The following is a 22842-nucleotide window of genomic DNA, read 5'->3' as shown; positions in this document are numbered from 1 at the left end:
AATTTAAAAACCCAAAAGGTGATTCGCTTGATAGTTCCCGTGAGATGTTTCACCTGTGGAAAGGTGATTGGAGATAAATACTACATATTCAAAGAGCGTGTTGAAAAGGGGGAAGACCCCGAAAAAGTACTCGATGAGCTTGGACTTGAAAGATACTGCTGTAGAAGAATGCTCCTAAGTCATGTTGAGTTAATAGATGAGATAATGCACTACAGAGTATATTGAAAAAACCACATTTCTTTGGAGGGGCCGTGGGGTAGCTTGGTCTATCCTCCCGGCTTGGGGTGCCGGAGACCCGGGTTCAAATCCCGGCGGCCCCACCAAAATTTGCATAGGTGAGAAAGATGTTTAGATACACAAGATTTGAGAAGGCGCGTATAATAGGAGCAAGGGCACTGCAGATCGCCATGGGGGCTCCTGTGTTGATTGACGTACCCGAAGGGATCACGCCTTTAGACGCCGCAATAATGGAGTTTGAGAAGGGTATAATCCCAATAACAGTTATACGTCCGAGTTGATGTGGGATGACAATAATCGAAAACATAGTTGGCAGACTTTCAATCCTCAAAGGCGGGAAGTATTCAATTGAAGTTGACGTTATAACGAATTCAGGGTTTGGCAGATTTGCCGCCCCTGTAGATGAGAGTCCGGCTCTTTACATAGTAGAAGCCCATAGAGCGGTTAGCGAAGTTGATGAAATAATTGGGCCGGAACTTATTGGGTTTGATTCACAGGAGCAGGAGCTCATAGACAGCTACCTCTGGGAAATAGATGGAACAGAGAATCTAAGCCACATAGGGGCAAACACCGCTTTGGCAGTTTCAATTGCTGTGGCAAAAGCCGCTTCAAATGCCAAAAACATCCCCCTTTACAGCTACCTAGGAGGAACATTCACCACAGAGCTTCCAGTCCCAATATTGAGGTTTGCAGAGGATGAAACCTTTGAGTACCTTGTCTTGGTTAAGGATTTAATGGAGATCTCAGACGTAGTAGATGCAATGGTAAAAATAAAGGAGCATGCAAAGGGCATTAGCCTCCAGGAGCTTTCAAGAGCTTCAGAAGTGGCAGGAGATGAACTTGGACTTGAGGTGTCTCTTGGAATAGTGCAGAAGAAAGAGATGGACATGGAAGAAGTCCTGCAAAAAGTCGAGGACTACAACATCTCCTATATCAAGCCCTTAGGCGAAGAGGAGCTCTTCCTTGAACTTATAGCAGGAACACACGGGGTATTTGTTGATGGGGAATATCTCTTCAGGACAAAGGACATTCTAGATAGAAGATACTACAATGCTCTTTCAATTAAACCGATTAACCTTGGCACTCTCACAGACCTTTACAACCTGATTAATGATGTTAAATCTGAAAGAATAACTCCAATCTTGGCGGAAGCGAAGTATGAATCTGCTGATGACGCTTTGGCCCACTTGGCAGTGGGGTTCAAGTGCCCCGCTATAATGCTCTACGAGGACTCTCTCGTTAAAATAAACGAGCTTATTAGGATAGCTGAAGATTTGGGTGAAAGAGGAAGAATAATAACGTTTGAGGGGTGAAGAAAATGGAAGAGTATTTGGTTCCACTCGACCAATATCTGGCTGCAGGTGTTCACATTGGAACACAGCAAAAAACAAAGGATATGAAGCGCTTCATATACAGGGTAAGGCAAGATGGATTATACGTGCTCGACGTAAGGAAAACCGATGAAAGACTCAGGGCTGCAGGAAAGTTCCTTGCAAAGTTCGACCCAGACACAATATTGGCAGTAAGCGTAAGGCTTTACGGTCAAAAGCCAGTCAAAAAGTTTGGAGAAGTTACTGGAGCAAGGTCAATCCCGGGAAGATTCCTACCCGGAACAATGACAAACCCACAGGTTAGGAACTTCTTTGAACCCGATGTTCTCATAGTAACTGACCCAAGGGCAGACCACCAAGCACTGAAAGAAGCAATAGAAATTGGAATCCCAATAGTAGCCCTTGTTGACACAGAGAACCTTTTGAGCTACGTGGACTTGGCAATCCCAACAAACAACAAGGGAAGGAAATCTTTGGCTTTGATCTACTGGATACTCGCAAGAGAAATCCTCTTTAACAGAGGAGACATCAGCAGCAGGGAAGACTTCAAAGTCCCTGTCGAAGAATTTGAGATGAGAATAATCAGAGGATGAATTCTACCGTCCTAGTTTTCTTCTTTTCTCCTTAAAGTATATTAACCCAAATAAACGGAGGATTTATTGGTGGTTGAGATGGAATTAGCTGATGCGATATTTAACAGAATGTCTGTAAGATATTACGAGGAGAGAAGCGTTGAAGAAGAGAAGCTCAAAGAGCTTATAGAAGCGGCAATAAGAGCACCTACCGCAAGCGGTCTTGAAAACTGGCTTTTTGTAGTTTATAAAGACGAGAACCTCGGGAAAAGAATTCATGAGATAATCTATGAGGCTCATGCGGAGTATTATCGCGCGCATGGCTTACCTGAGGAAAAAATAGAGAAGCTAAAAACAAGAGTATTTGAAAACGGAATGTACAGAGCTCCGGTTTATATAGGGGTTTTTATCGATAAAGAAACACGCTTCTTAAAAGGGGAAGAATATAAGGAAGTAGAATTTCTATGGAGCGTTGAAAGTGCAGCGATGGCGATAGAAAACCTCATGTTAAAGGCGGTGGAGCTTGGCCTGGGAACGTGCTACATAGGGGTCACCAGCCTGGAGAAATATCAGAAAGAGCTTAGAGAAATGGCGGAACTCGGTGAGAACTGGTACCTTGTGGGGTTAGTTCCCGTAGGGTATCCTGCTGAAAAAATCGCCCCCAGACCGAGGAGAAAGTCTCTAGAGCAAGTCCTCAAAATAATCTGAACTTGGTGGAAGAGAATGCTAAATGCCATAATAGTCAGATACGGTGAGATAGGGACAAAGTCTCCAAAAACTCGGAGATGGTTTGAGAATATTTTAATCAACAACATAAAAGAAGCTCTGGTAAGTGAGGACATAGAGTACAAGAACGTCTTTGCAAAGCACGGCAGGATCATAGTAAAGACAAACAAAGCGGAAGAAGGCGTGGAAGTCCTTAAGAGGGTTTTTGGGATCGTCTCGCTTTCACCTGCGGCTGAAATAGATGCGGAGCTTGAGAAGATATACAAAACTTCTCTAAAACTTTTTAGGAGAAAGCTGAGAACACATGGAATAGAAGAGCCGAAGTTTAGAGTAACTGTAAGGAGAATAACCAAGGAATTTCCCCTCAAAAGCCAGGAGCTGGCTGCCAAAGTTGGTGAGTATATACTGAACAATGAAAGCTGTAAGGTAGACTTGAAGGATTATGACATTGAAGTTGGCATCGAGCTGATGGAAGGGAAAGCATACATCTACGTCGAGAAAGTCCCGGGGTTTGGGGGTCTTCCAGTAGGAACCCAAGGGAAGGTTGTGGCTCTTTTAAGTGGGGGTATAGACTCGCCGGTTGCTGCTTTTCTGATGATGAAGCGAGGGTGTGAAGTGATCCCTGTTCACATTTACATGGGAGAGAAGACCCTTGAAAAGGTCAGGAAGATCTGGAACCAGCTCAAGAAATACCATTACGGGGGCAAAAGTGACCTGATAGTGGTTAAACCGCAGGAAAGGGAGAAAATTATTCAAACGCTGAAGCAGCTTAAAAAAGAAAATTACACGTGTGTTTTCTGCAAGTATATGATGGTCAAAAAAGCTGACAAGATTGCAAGGGAATTTGGGGCAAAAGGGATCGTTATGGGGGACTCCCTGGGCCAGGTGGCATCTCAAACACTGGAGAATATGTACATAGTAAGTCAAGCAAGCGATCTTCCAATCTATAGGCCGCTGGTAGGGATGGATAAAGAGGAGATAGTGGAGATTGCAAAGAACATTGGGACCTTTGAGCTCTCTATACTCCCGGAAGATGAAATACCCTTTATCCCGGAGCATCCAGTGATAAGGGGCTCTTGGGAGCAGTTCAAAAAGCTGTATAAGGCAATCTTCGGCGAAGAGCCGCGGAAAAGGGGATGTCAATGAAAAGGTGGGTACGAATTTTGGGATTCTCTTTTCCGTTTCTTACTTTTGGTGGAATCTTTATTGCGATTTACTTAAATCCCTGGTTTTCTTTAACTGAAAATGCCCTCAGCGACATGGGGTCTATTAAAAACCCTATAGGGTATGTTTTTAATTCTCTGCTCGTCTTTCTCGGCTTTCTTGGCTTTGTATTTGGGGTTGAAATGCTGAAGGAGAAGAGAGTCACAGTCCTTTTTCCCCTTGGAATGGTGTCGTTGTTGCTTGTAGGGATTTTTCCCGAAGAGTATGAGCCCCACTCGTTTTTTGCACTGTCCTTTTACATCTTGCTCGTTGCAGACATATTTATCTGTGGTTTAAAGAGAGTGAGAAAAAAGAAATCTGTCCTCATATGGCTTCTTGGCAGTCCCATAGTTTTTATAGTAATGCTTTATCTCACCAGAGTATTTGACGGACTCGCTATCCCGGAGCTTGTAGGAGCTCTCTTCATAAACGCCTGGATAGTGTATCTAACCTTGGAGGTGGAAAAATGAAAGCTGTTGCCCTCTTAAGCTCGGGAATAGATTCACCTGTGGCCATATACTTAATGCTCAAAAAGGGCTTTACGGTCTACCCGATCCACTTTAAGCAGAGTGAAACCAATTATCAAAAGGTTAGAAGAATCTGGCAGAGGCTTAAGGAACTTTTTCCAGAGAGCTTGGAGGAGCTAATAGTCGTTGATGTTTTTGAATACCAAAAACCTGTCTTTGATAAATTGGTGGAGCTGAAAAAAGGAAAGTGGATATGTGTTTTTTGTAAATTCACCATGTTCATGAAGGCCACTGAGATAGCAAAAGAAAAAGGGGCAATGGCAATAATCACAGGAGATTCCCTCGGCCAAGTTGCTTCTCAAACACTGGATAATCTTCTGATAATAAGCCTTGCAACAGATTTGCCGATATTCAGGCCCCTTATAGGGCTGGACAAAATAGAGATAGAAAGAATCGCAAAGGAAATAGGAACGTTTGAGATAAGCGTAGAGCCTGAGGAGGGCTGTAATTTTGTACCGAAGCACCCGGTAATAAGAGGAGCCCTTGGTGAGTTCAAAAAGATTTACAGGGAAGTGTTTGGCAGGGAATGCTAATTACACATTTTTGTGTAAGATTGCCGCAAACGAAACATTTATAATGCGCAGTTGGGATGCCACTATGGTGGTTAAAAGTGAACGTGTTTAACAGTGCAATTGAGCTCTTTGAAAAGTTCAAGCCTACCCCCCTGCTTAAGCTTTCCCTTTCGGACGATAGGGGGGATGTATTTTGCCAAACTGGAGTTCTTTAACCCGTTCAGCAGAAGCATAAAAGATAGGGCTGTTTTTAATCTTATTATGAAGGCTATGGAGCGAGGAGACATTAACGGCACGAGGAGGCTTTTTGAGGCAACCTCAGGAAATGTTGGCATAGCTATGGCAGCCATGTCAAACCTCTTTGGCATTGAATTTAGGGCTTATCTTCCAAAACCTACTCCCAACACAACCCAGACTCTGCTGAGGGTTCTTGGTGCCGAGGTAGTAAAAACCGAATTTGAAACTATTGATCCAAAGATGATAGAGTTCGTCAAAAAAGAAGCAGAAAAGGCAAATGCAGTAAATCTAAACCAGTTTGAGAATGATGACAACTTTGAAGCCCACTACAAATACACTGCAAGGGAGATTGATGAGCAGCTTAAAAGCATAGGACAGAAACCAGATGTAATCGTTGCTGGAATCGGGACTTCAGGACATATAGCAGGGATAGCAAAATACTTCAAGGAGCGCTATGATACGAAGATTGTTGGAGTTGTTCCAGCCGAGGGTGAGAAGATTCCTGGGATAAAGAGACTTGAAACAAAGCCGAAGTGGTTTTTTGAAGTGGAAATTGATGAAGTGGTTGAGGTAACCCAGAGGGAAGCAATCGAAGGCTCTATACAAGTGGCCAGAAGAGATGGTCTTTTAATAGGGCTAAGTTCAGGTGCAGTGGTCAAGGCCTTTGAGAGAATTCGCGACAAGTATCCGGGAACGGCAGTCTTAATCTTCCCGGACGATGGGTTTAAATATGTTGAGGCATTTGAAAGGTACTTGAGTGGGGGCCGATGAAAGTTGCTGTGTATCTGCTGTTTCTCCAATCATTTTTCCTTTTGTATTACTCAGCCAGCGCTTTTGGAAGCGAAAGGTACATGTTGCTTATTTTTGGCCTTCTGAACTTTCTCCTTGCATGGGGAATAGTCAGGGGTGAAAAAAGAGCTGTAAAGATAACGATCGCATATAAAGGCATAGACTTTTTCTTTGCGCTCTTAATGCTGATGGGAGGGGCTATCTTTCAGTCGTTAAACGCTGCAATAGATTTGGCAATACTTCATGATTTGATCGGGCTTTTTGGTAAAAAAGAAGAGCCTACGGAAGAAAGCTGAATTTTCTATGCTTCAAAACCTCTTCTAAACTCGGCACGCTCCAGGCTCCGCGTTTTGTAGTGGATAGCGCGGCCACCAGGTTTGCGAAGCTCCCTAACTCTTTTAGCTCTTCTTTGGAGAACTCCAGTCTGTTCAGCCGTTTCATATAGAAAAGAGAAGTCAACAAAGCTGCCATGAATGCATCCCCGGCTCCGGTAGTATCTACAGGCTCAACTTTAAACGAAGGTACATCAACCCTTATGTCTTCGTGGATAATTGTGCTGCCTTCGGCTCCTTTTGTTATTGCCACAAGAGCGAAGTTGAAGTCCTCAAGTGCTATTCCGTTTTTGTTGAGGTACTCTAGTTCCCCATCCCCGATTTTTACTATGTCCGCAAGCTTAAGGGCTTCTTCTATATCTTTAAGCATTTCCTCCTCTCTTCCTCTCCAAAGGTCGAGTCTGATGTTGACATCATAACTAATGGGGATCTTTCCTTTAATCTCCCTAAGAACCTCAAAGACTGCTGACCTGCTTGGTTCTCTCGCGAAGAGGACACTTCCAAAATGCAAAAGCTCGGCATCCTTCATAAAGTCCCATTGCATTTCTTCCTTCCTTATGTTGAAGTAAGCCACACCATCGTACAGTATAAACTCGGGCTTTGCCCCCACAAGCTGGACAAAGACTACTCCGGTGTGTTTGTTGGTGTCCTTTATTATGTATTTTGTTTCCACTCCCTCTTTTTTGAGTTCTTCTATAAGAAATTCACCAAAAGGATCATCACCGACTTTGCTTATCAGTGCACTTTTTACTCCAAGTCTTCTCAGGCCAACGACAACATTGGCTGGAGCGCCACCGGGATGCTTTTCAAATTCTCTAACGTCTTTTAGTTTTCCCTCTTCTTTTGCGATGAAATCTATCAGAAGTTCACCTATCGCATATATCATTTCAACACCCCATGAGAAGTGGGGTAGATGAACTTAAAGTTTTGCTTTGAGATTGCGTTTATACTTAAAGTAAACAAATAATGTGTCTGCAGTTGAGCTATGAGTTTTAAATAAAATGACAACGTAACTGCTTATTTAGGTTTAGAGAAGGCATAACAATCGTCGAAAAATTTAACGTTGTTTATCCGTAAAGTATATATACTTTTAGTATACACAACGTACTGAGGTGTCTCTATATGGACGTCAAGAAAATGTTGCTCAGTCTAGTTTTGGTTAGTATTTTGGGCATTGCAGTAGTGGCAAGCGGGTGCATTGGTGGAGAACAGACTTCTACCCCAACCACGGTTACACAGAAAGAAACCGTTACAGAAACAAAAGTGGGAGAGCAGATTACTCTGAAAGTGATAGGTCCGTGGTCCGGGGCAGAGCTTGAGTCTTTTATGGAAGTTATTAAGGCTTTTGAGGCTCAACATCCAAACATAAAGGTGGAGTACAAAACATACAGAGCTGAAGACCTTTCGACTATTCTACCATTGCAATTTGAGTCGGGAGATGCTCCAGCTGATGTCATTGCAATGTGGGGATGGTTTATAGCAGAAATGGGTCAAAAAGGCCACTTGATGGAGTTTAATGGTGTAATTAACCCAGATGAATACGTGTCTGGGATTCTTGATACCGTAACTGTCGATGGAAAGATTTATGGTGTTCCATTCACGGCTGCAGCTAAGCCGGGATTCTGGTACAGAAAGTCGTTCTTTGAAAAATACAACTTAGAGCCTCCAGAGACGTGGGACGAATTCGTAGCGTTGCTTGAAAAAATCAAGCAAATACCTGGAGTTAAGGCACCAATCGTTAGTGGAGACAGCGTTGGGTGGCCACTTTCAGACGTAACAGAACACTTCATCTTAACCTTTGGAGGAAAAGACCTTCAGCTTAAGCTCATAAACGGAGAGGTTAAGTGGCAAGATCCACAGGTGAGAAGCATATTCGAGCAAAGGCTGGTGCCTCTCCTGAAGGCTGGATACTTTAGTGACCCAATAGAATGGACATCCGCAGTAGATCTATGGTGGAAGGGAGACTATGCATTGTACTTTATGGGAACTTGGATAACCGGAATGGTTGACGATCCAACAGATCTCGGCTTAATTTCATTACCGGGTGTCAAAGCAATGGTTCTTGCGCCGGACTACTTCATGGTGCCTAAGTACACAAGCCATCCAAAAGAAGCTATGGAGCTTGCTAAGTTCTTAGCAACAGAGGGGCAAGGAATTCACGTGGGTACCAAGTCAGGAAAGCTGGCAACATGGAAGAAAGTATCCATCGATGACTACTGGGAGCCCATGAAAGATGTTGCAAAAGTTGTTGCCAATGTTGAATCAGCACCTGACCTCGATGACAGTGTTGGAGGAGAATGGCAAAAAGTATTCTGGGATCAATTAAAACTCTTGTGGGTACAGCCAGATAGATTGGATGACGTTCTAAGCACTTTGGATGCCAAGTTCCCAAAGAAGTGAAAGGAGGGTCTTAATGAGGAGCTCCAAATCTTTAACTCCCCTTTTTTTCCTTTTACCTGCACTAGCCCTAATGGTTCCTTTTGTGATATATCCAGTACTCAAGACGGTATACTTAAGCTTCTTCCTTGACGGAAAGTTTGTTGGTTTGGAAAATTACAAGAATGTTCTGCTGAGTTCTGACATAATAAACCTCGACAGATTTCCGACTAAATCTCCCCCATGGGGAGCTCTAATCCATAACATAGTGTGGATAGCCATTCATCTCCCCGCAACTGTGTTTTTAGGATTGGGAATTGCTCTTCTCTTAAGACGGAAGGAAGTTAAAGGGAGTTCCGTAGTCAAGTCCATAATCTTCTTAGGTATGGTCATACCAATGATCGTTGGAGGTTTAATAATTCGCTTTCTTTTTGAAGAAGGCGCCGGTGTAATCCCGGCAATTTTCAGGTTACTCGGCATTGAGAGGCTCGCAATTACCTGGACAGCATATCCTGAGACAGCGCTCTTTGCTGCAATTTTGGGATCAATTTGGATATGGACTGGTTTTAGCATGCTTATGTACTCGGCCGGCTTGGCCTCTATACCCAAAGACTACTACGAAGCCGCTTTAATAGACGGTGCTAACAGATTTCAAATCTTCAAAAACGTGACCTGGCCCTTATTGAAGCCAATTACCGTTGTAGTAGTGGCAATGACCCTGCTCTGGGATCTAAAAATCTTCGATGTCGTCTACGTGGCTACAGGCGGAGGCCCAGGTGGAGCTTCAATGGTTCTTGCACTCCAGATGTGGGACTACTTTGCAAGGGCTCTCAACTACAACTACGCCGCTGTAGTAGCGGTGCTCTTGGCGACACTGACACTAATACCTGCCCTGTGGCTAATTAGGAGGAGGGAGTGAGATGGGCGTTCCGATGTACAAACTGAAAAAATACATAGTATCAAACGCACTTGCCTGGACTATAGGAATAATTTGGTTGATACCGTTTATCGGAGTCCTTATGGCCTCAATAAGACCGTATGAGGAGATTGTAAGTGGATGGTGGCATTTTGATACATTCACAATAACTCTTGAAAATTACATAAAAGCCTTCAATCACCCAATGTTTCCCATTAGTGATGGGTTAAAGAACTCTCTGATAGTCGCAATACCCTCAGCAATCGTTCCTTTAATAGTGGCTGCATTGGCTGCCTATGCCTTTGCCAGATACAGTTTTCCGGTAAAGCACTATCTCTTTGCGTTTATAGTATTCCTAATGGCGCTTCCACAGCAGATGACGGTAGTTCCGTTATACTTCCTCCTGAGGAACCTCCATATGCTGAACACGTTCGGAGGCCTAATAATTGTTCATTCAGCATGGGGTCTAGCGTGGATAATCTTCTTCATGAGAAACTATTTCTCAATGTTGCCAACAGACGTCGAAGAAGCTGCTAGAATCGATGGAGCAACTGATTTTCAAATATTTTACAAGATTGTCCTGCCAATGGCACTGCCAGGATTAATCTCGGCTGCGATACTCCAATTTACGTGGGTATGGAGTGACTTCTTCTTGGCTTTAGTCTTTCTGCAAAATCCAGAAAAATACGTTGCTACTCAAAGGCTTCCTCTGCTTAGGGGGCAGTATTATGTAGATTGGGGCATACTAACTGCAGCTTCTATTATGGTCATGCTGGTTCCACTTCTTGTCTACGCCCTCTTCCAGAAGTACTACATAAGCGGTATGATAGGATGGTCAACTGAAAAATGATGGAGGAATGGAGATGTATGAGGTAACGAAGTTTGGTGGAGAAGGTAAAAGGCTTGAAGACTACAGGGAAATAATAGGGGATGAAGCCTTAGAAACCATTAAAGAAAAGGCAGAGAATCTAAAAGGCAAGAGCTTTATCCACGTAAACTCCACCTCTTTTGGTGGGGGTGTGGCAGAGATTTTGCACAATCTTGTTCCCTTAATGAAAGACGTTGGAATAGACGCAAGATGGTTTGTAATTGAGGGTACAAACGAGTTTTTCAACGTTACAAAGAGCTTTCACAATGCTCTCCAGGGAAATAAAGAGCTTAGACTAACTGAGGAAATGAAGAAACTATATCTTGAAACAAACAAAAAGAACGCCGAAGATTTCGACCTAACACCCTTCGATTACATCCTGATACACGACCCCCAGCCAGCACCCCTTATAGAGTTTTACGAGAAAAGGCAACCTTGGATTTGGAGATGCCACATAGATTTAAGTGACCCCAACATGGAATTCTGGAAGTTCCTGAGACAGTTTGTAGAGAAATATGATAGGTATATATTCCACATGGAAGAATATGTTCAAGAGGATTTAGACAGGGAAAAAGTAGTCATAATGCCTCCCTCTATTGACCCTCTAAGTGAGAAGAACATGGAACTCAGTGAAAGTGAAATCCTGAGGACCTTAGAAAGGTTTGACGTTGACCCTGATAGACCGATAATAACTCAGGTAGCCCGCTTTGACCCGTGGAAAGGTGTCTTCGACGTCATTGATGTTTACAGGAAGGTCAAGGAGAAAATACCAGAAGTTCAGCTCCTGCTAGTTGGTGTAATGGCGCATGATGACCCAGAAGGCTGGATATACTTTGAGAAAACCTTAAGAAAAATTGGGGAAGACTACGACGTCAAAGTGCTTACAAACCTCACTGGAGTTCATGCAAGAGAAGTAAATGCCTTTCAGAGAGCCAGTGATGTAATCCTCCAGATGTCTATTAGGGAAGGATTCGGGTTGACCGTTACCGAAGCAATGTGGAAAGAAAAGCCTGTAGTGGGCAGAGCTGTGGGAGGAATAAAACTTCAGATAGTGGACGGAAAAACAGGATTCCTTGTGAAGGATGTCAACGAAGCCGTTGAAAAAACTCTGTATCTTCTTGAACACAAAGACATAGCGCAGGAAATGGGCAAAAATGCCAAAGAAAGGGTTAAAGAGAACTTCATAATAACAAAGCATCTCGAGAGGTATCTTGATTTACTAAATTCTTTTTAAACCCTCCTCCTTACATACTTTTTAGGTGACAGTATATGGAGATACCTCCGGAAATTTCGCATGCATTGAGTGAAATTGGATTTACCAAATACGAAATTCTTACCTACTGGACTCTCCTAGTTTATGGGCCCAGTACGGCTAAGGAAATCTCTGCAAAAAGCGGGATACCGTACAACAGGGTCTATGATACAATATCCTCCTTAAAACTTAGGGGATTTGTGACTGAAATTGAGGGAACACCAAAGATATACGCCGCCTACTCACCAAGAATAGCATTTTTCAGGTTTAAAAAAGAACTTGAGGACATAATGGAAAAGCTCGAAATTGAACTTAAGAACATGAAAAAAGAAGAACAGAGACCTGCAATATGGAGAAGCAGGAGTTTTGACGAGGCTCTTGAAATGTTCAGGGAGTCTTTATATTCTGCCAAAAATGAGGTGATAGTAGTTACTCAAAGTGAATTTTTTGAAACTATTAGAGGAGATTTGCTAAGAACCCTCGAAAAGGGCGTTACAGTATCCCTTTATATCGACAGAATACCAGATCTCTCGGAGTTTAGAGGGAAAGGAAATCTCTTTGTTAGGCAGTTCTACAAGCTGAATCATCTAATCGGCATGGCAGATGGAAGGGAAGTGGTTATGATCCAAAATGTGAGCTTTAATCCAACTCTTCCACCGAGCTTTAAAGCAACTTATCCAGAGGTGATATTCTCACAATACAGTCTTATAATAGAGATATTCAAGGAGTCGTCGTTGGAGGCTGAGTATTTAGGCAATCCTCAGGATATCCGGTTCTTTGCCATGTTTCATGCTGCAGATTTTGTAAAGAGGCACATCAACAAAAACACAATAACGGCAGAAATTGTTGGAAAAAACATCAAGACTGGAAAAGTTGAGACCCTTTATGGTAATGTTGTTGGATACACTCTCTCCTTTAAGGAAGCCGTTAACAACATTCACCTCGAGACTGAAAAAAGTGTGGTAAAAATTGGAGGAATGTTTGCTGTTATTGAAGATTACGAAAGTACCGAAATAAAATTCATACTGGGGTGATTCCTATGGCTGGTGTGAGGCTTGTAGATGTTTGGAAAATATTTGGGGACTTCCAAGCAGTAAAAGAGATGAATTTAGAAATTAAAGACGGAGAATTCATGGTTTTACTCGGCCCGAGTGGTTGTGGTAAGACTACCACTTTAAGGATGATTGCCGGTTTAGAAGAACCGAGCAAGGGGCAAATTTACATTGGCGATAAACTCGTTGCCGACCCAGAAAAAGGAATCTTCATTCCGCCAAAGGATAGGGACATTGCCATGGTCTTCCAGAGCTACGCCCTTTACCCCCACATGACTGTTTACGACAACATCGCTTTTCCATTAAAGCTCAGAAAAGTACCAAAGCAGGAAATTGACCAGAGGGTTAGGGAAGTTGCCGAGTTGCTTGGCCTGACAGAACTCCTCAACAGGAAGCCGAGGGAGCTGTCCGGTGGTCAGAGACAGCGTGTTGCCCTTGGCAGGGCTATAGTAAGAAGACCCAAAGTTTTCCTTATGGACGAGCCGCTGAGTAATCTGGATGCTAAGTTGAGGGTTAAGATGAGGGCTGAGTTGAAGAAACTGCAGAGGCAGCTTGGCGTCACTACAATTTACGTCACCCACGACCAAGTTGAGGCTATGACGATGGGTGACAGGATTGCCGTGATGAATGCTGGGGTTTTGCAGCAGGTTGGAACTCCGGAGGAGGTTTATGACAAACCCGCAAACACATTCGTGGCTGGTTTTATTGGCTCGCCACCAATGAATTTCCTTGATGCCAGCGTTACCGAGGACGGTTTCTTGGACTTTGGCGAGTTCAGGCTTAAACTGCTGTCGGATCAGTTTGAGGTCTTGCAGGAGCTGGGATATGTTGGCAAGGAGGTTATTTTTGGTATAAGGCCTGAGGATGTTTATGATGCTTTGTTTGCTCAGGTGAAGGTTCCTGGGGAGAATATGGTTAGGGCTAGGGTTGATATTGTTGAGAATCTTGGTGGGGAGAAGGTCGTGCATTTGAGGGTTGGTGGTTTGAGTTTTGTTGGTGCTTTTCGTTCGGAGTCTAGGGTTAGGGAGGGTGTGGAGGTTGATGTTGTGTTTGATATGAAGAAGATTCACATCTTCGACAAAACCACAGGAAAAGCAATATTCTAGTCCTCTTCTCCTCCCTTAAATTTTAAAAACAATTCATGCATAACAAATGCCAAGGTGGTGTTGTGTGCTAGCCGTTATAACTTTCACAGATCCAAGGAAAACTGCCCTTTCGGTAGAGAGGGAAAAAGCCCTGTTGGAAAAACATAAAAACCTTATAAAGGAACTGAAGTCCTCTAACCTCGAAGTCTTTGACGTCAATGGGGCCCTTGGGAAATACGAAGCCCTTGAGAAGGGGGAAAACTTCGGAATAGATGATAAAGAGGAAGTCATCGAGGCTTCCAAGCTAATCGGTTCGAGAGATGTAAGCGGGATTATTCTGGGGTTGTGGCACTGGACTGAGAGCAACCTTGTAACGTTGCTTGCAAAGGAAACCAACAAGCCTTTACTTCTCTACGCTGACGATGATCCTGCCTGGGCCGGAACCACGTGTATAACCTCTGTCGGAGCTTCTCTATGGGAGAGCGCTGTGAACTATCATGCCCTGCACCATGTAAGGCTTAAAGGAGATGTGGAGAAGGTAAAAGCATGGTCAAGGGCTGCGGAAGCGGTTTCAAAGCTTTCCAGAAAATCTCTACTTCTTTGGGGGGCTCCTTATACGCTCGGAATGGAACATCTAATGGATGACCTCCCGAGACTGAAGAAGTTCATAGGAGATTTCTTAATCATTGATCAGTACGCGATAATCAAGAAGGCTGATTCAATGATTAGCGATGAAAAAGAGCGCATCCGCCTTGAGGAGTTCTTTGACTGGCTAACCCAGAAGGCGAAAGTTAAGTATGACAACAACATGCTCACGCCTGAAGTTCTGAGGAGGCAGATTGCCATATACCTTGCTGCAAAGGACATATGGAAGGAATACGAAAACGAAACAGCAGCCGTTTCAATTAAATGCCAGCCGGAGCTTAGCGAGATGTATGGGGTAACGGCGTGTCTAATTCCGGCTCTCTTCCCGTTCAATGCCGATGCAAAAGGGGAAAAGCCAATTGTGCCCGCTACCTGTGAAGGCGATGTGAAGGGAACTATAAGCTCTGCCCTGCTATTTTATCTGAGCAGGAAGCCTCCGCTCTTTGGGGATATAAAGTACGTTGACGATGAGCTTGTGTTGATAGCAAACTGTGGGGCTTCGTCTCTTTACTATGCAAAGCTCAGCGAAGACCCTGAAGAAAATCTCAAAGAGACAACCATACAGGGGCAGTGCCAAGGAAATAGCGGGGGAGCGCTAACGTATAGAACCCCGCCCACTGAGCTCACTGTTGCAAGGCTCATAAGAAAAGGGGGAGAGTACTACCTCCTATACTTCCTCGCAGAGGGGGTGGAGATTACTGAAGAAATCGAGTCCCAGCTAAAATGGGGCAAACAGTGGCCTCACACAGCGATAAAGAACCCCCTTGACAAGGAAACGTTCCTAAATATAATGGGCGCAAATCATCTCTCGGCAGTTCCTGGTGACTTCACAAATGACGTCGAGTTCGTAGCAAGAATGTGGGGTATCAAAGCGATAAATCTTGGAAAAAGAGATGAGGTTGAGGAATTTTTGAATTCTCTTTAATATCTTTCTTTGGAGGTCGAGAAGATGGCAGTTATTCTATCCTATAACGGGGCTTTTGTGGTTACGAGGCAAGATGGTGATATGAAAGACGATTATGACGGCTTTTATGTGTTTGATACCCGTTTTCTGAAGGGAGTGAGGCTCAAATTGGACAAAAGCGCCATACTCATAGGAAGTTCCCAAGACGGCTCTAGGAGAGCATATTCTCATTTTTCTATAGAGGATAAAGTAGTCCTATTGAGAAAGCGAGAAATAGGGGACAACGGGGCGTATAGAGAAGAGCTCCAATTCTACAACACCTCACAAGAGAAGGTAAGTCTTAGAGTCGAATACTCCTTTAAAGTCCCGATTGAAGACATTTTTGAAGTTAGAAAATTCGGAGGGCAGAGGATTAGACGCAGAATCAAGACCTCCCTTGGGGAAGAGAGCGAATACTCGTATGCAGGAAAGGATAAGATTGAGAGAAATCTGAAAATCAAAACAAACATGAAAATCCAAAAGGGATTGGCACTTGCAGAGATTACTCTAGAACCCCTTGAGAAAGAGACTCTCTACCTTGAATTCATTCCCGAGATTTCGAAGGAAGAACTTGAAATATTTTTGACAGAAAACCCTCTTTTGCTCCCAAATGTTGTCTCAACGAACTTAACATGGCTTGATAGAGTTTTTGAAAGGGCTATTGAAGATTTAACGGCCTTAACAGCGCACACGAACTATGGCCTTGTGCCATTTGCCGGCATTCCTTATTATGCATGTCCTTTTGGAAGGGACAGCATTATAACTTCCTGGTTCTTGCTTCCATATTACCCGCAATATGCCGAGGGCACCCTGAGGTTCTTTGCCAAGATTCAGGGGAAGAAGTTTGACCCGGTTAGCGAAGAAGAGCCCGGTAAGATTCCCCATGAGTTTAGATTTGGTGAGCTGTCCCACTCGGGAAAAATGCCCTTCGCGCCTTATTATGGGACGGTAGATGCAACACCTCTTTATGTTATTTTGGCAGCGGAATACCTCCGGTGGACTGGTGATAGGGAGCTAATAGAGGAGCTCAAGCCCAATCTCACTGCAGCGGTAGAGTGGATTTTAAGGAGGCTCAAAGAGGGAGGGGGATACATAAGGTACAGGAGAGGTCTCTTGGCCAATCAAGGATGGAAAGACTCAAAGGAAGGCATTCCAACCGAGAAAGGCACCCCCACAAAACCCCCTGTTGCTTTGGTTGAGGTGCAGGGATATGCATATAAGGCCCTTGTAGATGCAGCTTCACTCGGTCTTACCTCGTTGGATGCAGAGATGCTCAAAAAAGAAGCGGAAGAACTAAAGAAGCGCTTTAACAAGGATTTCTGGTGCGATGGCTTCTATGCACTTGCTCTAGACGGGGACAACGTTCCATCTAAGGTAGTCTCGTCCAACATGGGGCATCTCCTGTTTACCGGGATAGCGGAACACCAGAGGGAAATAGTGGAAAGACTGTTTGATGAGGACATGTTCTCCGGGTGGGGAATTAGAACGCTCAGCTCGAAAGAAAGGGCATATAACCCATTTAGCTATCACAACGGTAGTATATGGCCTCACGACAATGCCATAATAGCCCTTGGGCTTGCATCAATTGGAGAAAGGGAAAAGGCAAAGATGCTTGCAGAGGCAATATTCAACGCTGCAAAGTTCCTTCCCAACTATCAGCTCCCAGAACTATTCAGCGGCCTTGAGAGCGAGTATCCGCTCTTATGTCCTAGAGCAAATGTTCCGCAAGCGTGGAGTGCCGCAAGTGTATTTGCATTTCTTACAGCTGTATTAGGTCTCAAGGCTGAAAAAGAGCTAACTGTATCTCCACTGCTGCCCGAGAATCTTGAGGTTTCAGCATTGGTCAGGTTTAGAGGAAAGGCGTACTTAATTGAATCCAAAAAAGAGGAGGTTACAAGATTTGAAGAGCGAGATATTTGAAAAGATTATCAAAATAGAAGGGAACAAAATCGACATAAAACCTCCAGAAAAGATTCCTCAACCTATTTTTTCTCCTTCCAGAGAAGGTTTTGATTCAAGAAATACTTACAATCCCGCGGTTATTAAAGAGAAGGACAGAATAGTAATGCTTTACAGAGCAGAATCCAAAGAAGACCAGCTGACGGGCAGGATTGGGCTTGCGATAAGTTACGATGGCATTAACTTTTTTAGACATCCAGAACCAGTAATTGAGCCCGAATACAAGTGGGAAAGTGTTGGTGTTGAAGATCCGAGGATAGTGAAGGTTGGTAAGACGTACTATATGACTTACACCGGTTACGACGGTAAAACAGCGAGGTTGTGTCTGGCAACCTCAAAGAATATGCTAACATGGAAGAAACACGGGCCAATTTTTGAAGGTTTTGAGCACAAAAAGAACGGCATCAAAGGTTGGACAAAAAGCGGCGCAATCTTGCCAAAAAGGCTTGAGAAAGGCAATTTTAAGGGGAACTACTTAATGTATTTTGGTGATTCAAATATCTGGATGGCAGTTTCAAAGGACCTGGTCAACTGGGAGTACATGAAAGAACCTGTGCTATCTCCAAGAGAAAGGTACTTCGATAACGTTCTGGTTGAACCTGGCCCACCTTTGTTTGAGACCAGCTATGGAATAACTTTGATTTACAACAGCGCCGGCAGATGTGGAGAGGGGTTAAAGTACAAAGTGGGACTTGCAATTTTCGATAAAGAATACCCGGATAAGGTTGTTGCGAGGACTGAAACTCCACTAATGGTTCCACAGTATGAATGGGAACTGTATGGCCACGTTAATAATGTCGTCTTTGTTGAAGGCATGGTAGAGCATGAGAACAAGATTCTGCTGTATTATGGTGGGGCCGATAGGCATATTGGTTTAGCCTACTGGACAACAGACTTATAAAACCATATAACTCATTAAATCCGATGAAAATGAAGTGGAGAAACTTTATAGTTTTCCCGCCCCTTATTTTCTTATTCCTGTTCTTTTACTTTCCCCTAATTAGCATATTAAAGGAAGGTTTGTGGGATAACGGGATTACGCTGAAGTATATTCTCCAAGTAATCTCGAACAGCTACCACAGAAGGGTCATATTTTTCACCCTCTGGCAGGCACTTGCCTCTACACTCTTAACACTGTTGTTGGGGTTACCCGGGGCGTATATCTTTGCAAAATATGACTTCCCGGGCAAGGGAATTTTAAAAGCCCTTCTAACGGTTCCCTTTGTAATGCCCAGCATCATGGTTGCCTTGGGCTTTATACTCCTATTTGGGCGATCCGGAGTAATTGCACAGCTGATTGGAAGGGATCCGGGAATTCTCTACTCATGGAAGGCAATAATTTTGGCTCACGCATTCTACAATTTTCCCGTGGTCGTGAGGATGGTTTCCTCGCTTTGGCAACGTATAAACCCCCACTACGAAGAAGCTGCTCTAAGTTTGGGGGCAAGAGGATTTACCCTCTTTAGAAAAGTCACATTGCCGATGCTCATGCCGGCGATATTTGCTTCTTCAATGCTGACCTTTGTCTTCTGCTTTTTGAGCTTTTCAATTCCTCTGATCCTCGGAGGGTATCAGTATGCGACCATAGAAGTTGATATCTTCACGGCGATAATGACCCTTTTAGACTTCAAAACGGGAGCAGCTTTGGCCATAATCCAAATTTCGCTGAGTTTTGTTTTTATGTACCTCTACCTAAAAAGCCTTGATCTTTACGCAAAAGCGGAGGAGCAGAGAGTATTTAGAAAGCCAGTGTCCCTGACCCTGAGAGAACTTTTGAGCATAAAAGGGGCATTAATAGCTGTCTATTCCAGCGTAGTGTTCCTTTTTATTTTATCTCCCCTAATAGCGGTTGTTTATCACTCGTTTACTTATGGGGGCAGGTTTACACTTGAGTGGTACAGAAGGGTTTTCTCTCCGGAGTACAACCCTATATTCGGCGCAAACAGCATAACGGCAATTAGAAATTCCCTTTTCTTTGGGTTCTCTACGGTGATCTTTTCGGTACTTTTGGCCTTGAGCATTGCTTACATAATGTACAGATGGGAATTTGGGGGCAAAAACATCTTTGATGCTCTTGTGATGCTGCCTTTGGCTTCTTCTGCAATAACCCTTGGCCTAGGATACATAAGGGCTTTCCACAAGCCTCCTCTGAACCTTTTGGGCACCTGGTATCTGATAGTCTTTGCACACACGATTATTGCCTATCCCTTTGTTCTGAGGGCTATTTCCACAGTGCTGAAGAAGATAAAGCCCAGTCTAAAGGAAGCCGCCATGAGCTTGGGAGCCAACGAACTCAAGGCATTCTTGAAAGTTGAGCTTCCCCTCGCTTTTGGGGGCATAGTAGTGGGAGCGATATTTGCTTTTGCGATGAGCATAGCCGAGCTTGGAGCTACCTACATGATATACAAGCCCGAATACACGACGATAACAATTGCAATATATCGTTTTTTAGGCTCGCGGCAGTTCGGCCCGGCATCGGCAATGTCCGTTATTTTAATGCTGGTCAGCACAATAGCCTTTATTCTAATTGAGAGAACGGGTGAGGAGATATGGTGAGGTTAAGGCTTGAGGACATAGAGTTTAAGCAAGATGATTTCAGGCTTTATATCCCCTTTTTAGAAGCAAAGCAGGGCGAGTTTTTGACCCTGCTTGGCCCGAGTGGATGTGGAAAGACGACAACACTTAGAATCATAGCGGGTTTTGAGAAGCCAGATAAGGGGAGAGTGTACTTCGATGACACCGTCGTGAACGACGTTCCTCCGTATGAAAGGAACATAGGCATCGTCTTTCAGGATTATGCGCTCTTTCCGCATATGACTGTTTATGATAATATCTCCTTCGGTTTAAAGCTTAGAAAGCTTCCTAAGGAAGAGATTAAGAAGCGTGTTTCGTGGGCTCTTGAGCTTGTGGGCTTGAAGGGGTTTGAAGACCGCTATCCCGAGCAGCTGAGCGGTGGTCAGCAGCAAAGAGTTGCACTGGCAAGGGCTCTTGTAATAGAACCCCAACTGCTGCTCTTGGATGAGCCCCTTTCCAACCTCGATGCAAAAATAAGGGAAAGGCTTAGGGGGGAAGTAAAAAGGATTCAAAAAGAGCTTGGAATAACTACGATCTACGTAACGCATGATCAGGAGGAAGCCATGGCAATAAGTGATAGAATAGCTGTTATGAGTGTTGGAAGGATAGAGCAGGTTGGTAATCCCCTGCATCTCTACTACAACCCAAAAAATGAGTTTGTAGCCAAGTTTTTAGGTCTTTCCAACATTTTGGAAGTTAACGCAGAAGGGGGAAAAGCGTGTATCGGGAGCCTTTGCTTTGAAGTCAAGACAGAAGGGAGAGTAAAGATATTCTTCAGGCCGGAGAGCGTTTATGTCGAAGAGGGGGACACGGGAGAAATAGTGGACTATGAACTGCTCCCGGGTAGAATACGGCTCAAGATTGATGTGGAGGGCAAGGTTATAATCGCAGAAAGATTCTTGGATGAGATACCATTTTCAATTAAAAAGATGCCAAAAAAAGTTGGAATAAGAGTAAAAAGTTTTTCAATACTTGGCTCATCCCCTTGAAGCTATTATCTCTTCTGGGCTCTTTCCTTCCACCATAAGAGCTGTCCATTCCTTAATCCAGCGTTCGAAGTTCTCCTTTACGTATTCTGGATCGAGGGTTACGGGTTTTATCTCTTCTGGCTGGAGGGCATATTTAAACACTTCTGGCAGTTCAACGTTCGGGTTTACTGGATACATCCACTGGTTGGTGGGAATAGCACTTTGGAAGTCTTCTGTGAGCATGAACTCTATGAACTTCTTTGCCAGCTCTTTGTTCTTTGCTCCCTTTACTATTCCAGCTCCCTCTATCTGCATGTAGTTGCCCTCTTCAAAGGCCACTGCCTTAACGTAAGTTATGTTGTCATAATAGACAGTTGCAGCTGGGGATGTGGCATAGCTGAGAACCAGAGGGAATTCACCGTTCATAAAAGCAGTCCAGGCTTCTGTCCATCCTTTAACTATGTGGACATCGTTTTCTTTAAGTTTTTCCCAGTAGTAGAGATATCCATCATCTCCATACACTGCTATTGTCCACAATAAGAACGCGGCTCCGGGGGAAGACGTTCTGGGATCCTCAATAACGAGCTTTCCTTTCCACTCTGGCTTTGTGAGGTCTTCAAGGCTCTTTGGGGGATTTTGCACCATGTCTTCTCTATAGTTTATTGCTATGTATCCGTAATCATAAGGCGTTAGATGGAATGTCGGGTCAAAGATGAGGTCTTCCGGGACGAGGTTTATGTTCTCTGGTTTGTAAGGTTCCAACACTCCCGCCTCAATGGCCTTTGCTAAGAGACTGTTGTCTATTCCTATAACCAGATCGGCTCTTGGGTTATCTTTCTCCAGAATCAGGCGGTTTAAGACTTCACCGGCATCTCCAATTAGCTGCAGCTCAACTTTAACTCCGTATTTCTCTTCAAATTTTGGAATTACTTCACTTGCCAGATATTCAAAGCTGTCGTAGGAGTAGATAACAAGCTTTTGCGCTTCTGTGGGTGTTGTAGATGTCTGATTCTGCGTAATGCAGCCAAAAGTTGCCGCTATTAAGAGAATTCCCAAAATACTTGCGAACTTCTTCATCATCCCCACCTAAAACTAATTTTTACCCTAGTTCCCACCACCTGTGAAGTTGTATAATCTGTCCAGATTCACGGCCAGAATCGCCCCTAAAATCCTGACAACCAACCCCCTCAAACTAACACTCCTGCTCGGCCTCAGAAGAAACTCAGAAAACTTCGAAAACAAAGTCTCAATCCTCCTGCGAAAGTCAGACAAGTACTTGTAAAACTTCTTCTCCTCCAGATTACTAACCTGATTCTCCCGCTTCACCGGCGTGTAAACAACGCCAAACTTCAGGAATTCCTCCTGAAGTTCTCTACTAACGTAACCCTTATCCAAAAACAGAAAACAGCCAGAAAACTCCTCAACAATCACCCAGAACTTTTCCCGGACAACACTCACATCATGCTTATTCGCCGGATCAACAGACAGTAAAGCCAGCAAATTTCCATCAGAGTAACAGGTCAGCTTGTACCCATAGTAAAACTTTTTTTAGAGGGAACAAACCCAACTGCGGGCTTTTCAGAGATGATTTCTGAAGAACCCTTCTTCTCCTTCCTGTTTTTTCTGGCCAACTCCTTGGTCTGAATGGGCTTTGAGTCCAGTATTCTAACGTATTCTCTGGCGTGTTTTTGAATAATTCTTCCTGCGCTAGGAGCAGGAGTTTTTCGTGCCTGTTCAA

The 22842-nt window shown here is 43.9% G+C and carries 23 protein-coding genes, 1 tRNA gene and 1 pseudogene; 22 read left to right on the top strand and 3 right to left on the bottom strand.

The window, feature by feature from the left end:
• Positions 1-27: 27 nt before the first annotated feature.
• The 11 genes from THEPK_RS09790 (at position 28) to THEPK_RS09740 (ending at position 6430) form a co-directional block, all read left to right on the top strand.
• Positions 28-225 carry a DNA-directed RNA polymerase subunit N gene (locus tag THEPK_RS09790; protein WP_004068745.1) on the top strand — a complete coding sequence of 66 codons (198 nt, stop codon included), beginning with the start codon at positions 28-30 and terminating at the stop codon, positions 223-225.
• Positions 226-245: 20 nt separating this feature from the next.
• Positions 246-323: transfer RNA gene (locus THEPK_RS09785), tRNA-Pro, on the top strand.
• Positions 324-344: 21 nt separating this feature from the next.
• Positions 345-518 carry a DNA-directed RNA polymerase subunit K gene (locus THEPK_RS09780; RefSeq protein ID WP_042701377.1) on the top strand — a complete coding sequence of 58 codons (174 nt, stop codon included), beginning with the start codon at positions 345-347 and terminating at the stop codon, positions 516-518.
• Between the two features lie 6 nt (positions 519-524).
• Positions 525-1550 carry a hypothetical protein gene (locus THEPK_RS09775; RefSeq protein WP_042701374.1) on the top strand — a complete coding sequence of 342 codons (1026 nt, stop codon included), beginning with the start codon at positions 525-527 and terminating at the stop codon, positions 1548-1550.
• A gap of 5 nt (positions 1551-1555) precedes the next feature.
• Positions 1556-2161: a 30S ribosomal protein S2 gene (gene rpsB, locus THEPK_RS09770; protein WP_042701372.1), complete on the top strand. Its 606-nt coding sequence runs from the start codon at positions 1556-1558 to the stop codon at positions 2159-2161.
• A gap of 78 nt (positions 2162-2239) precedes the next feature.
• Entirely contained in the window at positions 2240-2848 is a 609-nt protein-coding gene (locus THEPK_RS09765) for a nitroreductase family protein (protein ID WP_042701369.1), read from the top strand.
• 15 nt (positions 2849-2863) lie between these two features.
• On the top strand, positions 2864-4012 hold the full coding sequence (thiI, locus tag THEPK_RS09760; protein WP_042701367.1) for a tRNA uracil 4-sulfurtransferase ThiI: 1149 nt from the start codon (positions 2864-2866) through the stop codon (positions 4010-4012).
• Positions 4009-4539, top strand: a complete 531-nt coding sequence (locus tag THEPK_RS09755; RefSeq protein ID WP_052315948.1) for a DUF998 domain-containing protein — start codon at positions 4009-4011, stop codon at positions 4537-4539. The genes thiI and THEPK_RS09755 overlap by 4 nt, the downstream gene beginning before the upstream one ends.
• A complete protein-coding gene (locus THEPK_RS09750) occupies positions 4536-5129 on the top strand; it encodes an adenine nucleotide alpha hydrolase family protein (protein WP_042701362.1) in 594 nt (197 codons plus the stop codon). The genes THEPK_RS09755 and THEPK_RS09750 overlap by 4 nt, the downstream gene beginning before the upstream one ends.
• A 156-nt stretch (positions 5130-5285) precedes the next feature.
• Positions 5286-6116, top strand: a complete 831-nt coding sequence (locus THEPK_RS09745) for a cysteine synthase family protein (RefSeq protein WP_342764014.1) — start codon at positions 5286-5288, stop codon at positions 6114-6116.
• Positions 6113-6430, top strand: a complete 318-nt coding sequence (locus tag THEPK_RS09740; RefSeq protein ID WP_042701357.1) for a hypothetical protein — start codon at positions 6113-6115, stop codon at positions 6428-6430. The genes THEPK_RS09745 and THEPK_RS09740 overlap by 4 nt, the downstream gene beginning before the upstream one ends.
• Here the strand turns inward: THEPK_RS09740 and THEPK_RS09735 are convergent.
• The gene (locus tag THEPK_RS09735; protein ID WP_042701355.1) at positions 6414-7352 is read right to left on the bottom strand and encodes a carbohydrate kinase family protein; all 939 of its coding nucleotides are present in this window, start codon (positions 7350-7352) and stop codon (positions 6414-6416) included. The two genes, THEPK_RS09740 and THEPK_RS09735, sit on opposite strands and share 17 nt — an antisense overlap.
• 236 nt (positions 7353-7588) lie before the next feature.
• Here THEPK_RS09735 and THEPK_RS09730 point away from each other — a divergent pair, with 236 nt between their 5' ends.
• The 11 genes from THEPK_RS09730 (at position 7589) to THEPK_RS09680 (ending at position 21125) form a co-directional block, all read left to right on the top strand.
• Positions 7589-8866, top strand: coding sequence for an ABC transporter substrate-binding protein (locus THEPK_RS09730; RefSeq protein ID WP_042701352.1), 1278 nt, complete (start codon positions 7589-7591; stop codon positions 8864-8866).
• Positions 8867-8948: 82 nt separating this feature from the next.
• Positions 8949-9761 carry a carbohydrate ABC transporter permease gene (locus THEPK_RS09725; protein ID WP_232194579.1) on the top strand — a complete coding sequence of 271 codons (813 nt, stop codon included), beginning with the start codon at positions 8949-8951 and terminating at the stop codon, positions 9759-9761.
• Position 9762: 1 nt separating this feature from the next.
• Positions 9763-10608, top strand: a complete 846-nt coding sequence (locus THEPK_RS09720; protein ID WP_042701346.1) for a carbohydrate ABC transporter permease — start codon at positions 9763-9765, stop codon at positions 10606-10608.
• A gap of 13 nt (positions 10609-10621) precedes the next feature.
• The gene (gene treT / locus THEPK_RS09715) at positions 10622-11860 is read left to right on the top strand and encodes a trehalose synthase (RefSeq protein ID WP_042701343.1); all 1239 of its coding nucleotides are present in this window, start codon (positions 10622-10624) and stop codon (positions 11858-11860) included.
• 35 nt (positions 11861-11895) lie between these two features.
• A complete protein-coding gene (gene trmB, locus THEPK_RS09710; RefSeq protein ID WP_042701340.1) occupies positions 11896-12912 on the top strand; it encodes an HTH-type sugar-sensing transcriptional regulator TrmB in 1017 nt (338 codons plus the stop codon).
• Positions 12913-12917: 5 nt separating this feature from the next.
• A complete protein-coding gene (locus THEPK_RS09705; RefSeq protein WP_042701338.1) occupies positions 12918-14036 on the top strand; it encodes an ABC transporter ATP-binding protein in 1119 nt (372 codons plus the stop codon).
• Positions 14037-14100: 64 nt separating this feature from the next.
• Positions 14101-15585, top strand: a complete 1485-nt coding sequence (locus THEPK_RS09700; RefSeq protein WP_042701336.1) for an L-fucose/L-arabinose isomerase family protein — start codon at positions 14101-14103, stop codon at positions 15583-15585.
• 24 nt (positions 15586-15609) lie between these two features.
• The gene (locus tag THEPK_RS09695) at positions 15610-17523 is read left to right on the top strand and encodes an amylo-alpha-1,6-glucosidase (RefSeq protein WP_042701333.1); all 1914 of its coding nucleotides are present in this window, start codon (positions 15610-15612) and stop codon (positions 17521-17523) included.
• Complete coding sequence (locus THEPK_RS09690) at positions 17504-18463, top strand: glycoside hydrolase family 130 protein (protein WP_042701330.1); 960 nt, start codon at positions 17504-17506, stop codon at positions 18461-18463. Before THEPK_RS09695 ends, THEPK_RS09690 begins: the two co-directional genes overlap by 20 nt.
• Positions 18464-18492: 29 nt before the next feature.
• Complete coding sequence (locus tag THEPK_RS09685) at positions 18493-20118, top strand: ABC transporter permease (protein WP_042701327.1); 1626 nt, start codon at positions 18493-18495, stop codon at positions 20116-20118.
• Positions 20112-21125, top strand: coding sequence for an ABC transporter ATP-binding protein (locus THEPK_RS09680; RefSeq protein ID WP_042701324.1), 1014 nt, complete (start codon positions 20112-20114; stop codon positions 21123-21125). The genes THEPK_RS09685 and THEPK_RS09680 overlap by 7 nt, the downstream gene beginning before the upstream one ends.
• Here the strand turns inward: THEPK_RS09680 and THEPK_RS09675 are convergent.
• On the bottom strand, positions 21114-22181 hold the full coding sequence (locus THEPK_RS09675) for a thiamine ABC transporter substrate-binding protein (RefSeq protein WP_042701320.1): 1068 nt from the start codon (positions 22179-22181) through the stop codon (positions 21114-21116). The two genes, THEPK_RS09680 and THEPK_RS09675, sit on opposite strands and share 12 nt — an antisense overlap.
• A 27-nt stretch (positions 22182-22208) precedes the next feature.
• Positions 22209-22842: pseudogene (locus THEPK_RS12725) on the bottom strand (IS982 family transposase); the annotation flags it as partial.

Origin of the sequence: Thermococcus sp. PK (assembly GCF_000430485.1) — an archaeon.
GTDB lineage: Archaea > Methanobacteriota_B > Thermococci > Thermococcales > Thermococcaceae > Thermococcus_A > Thermococcus_A bergensis.
Note: the sequence above shows the minus strand (reverse complement) of the source record. Positions and strands in the feature narration are given on the sequence as shown.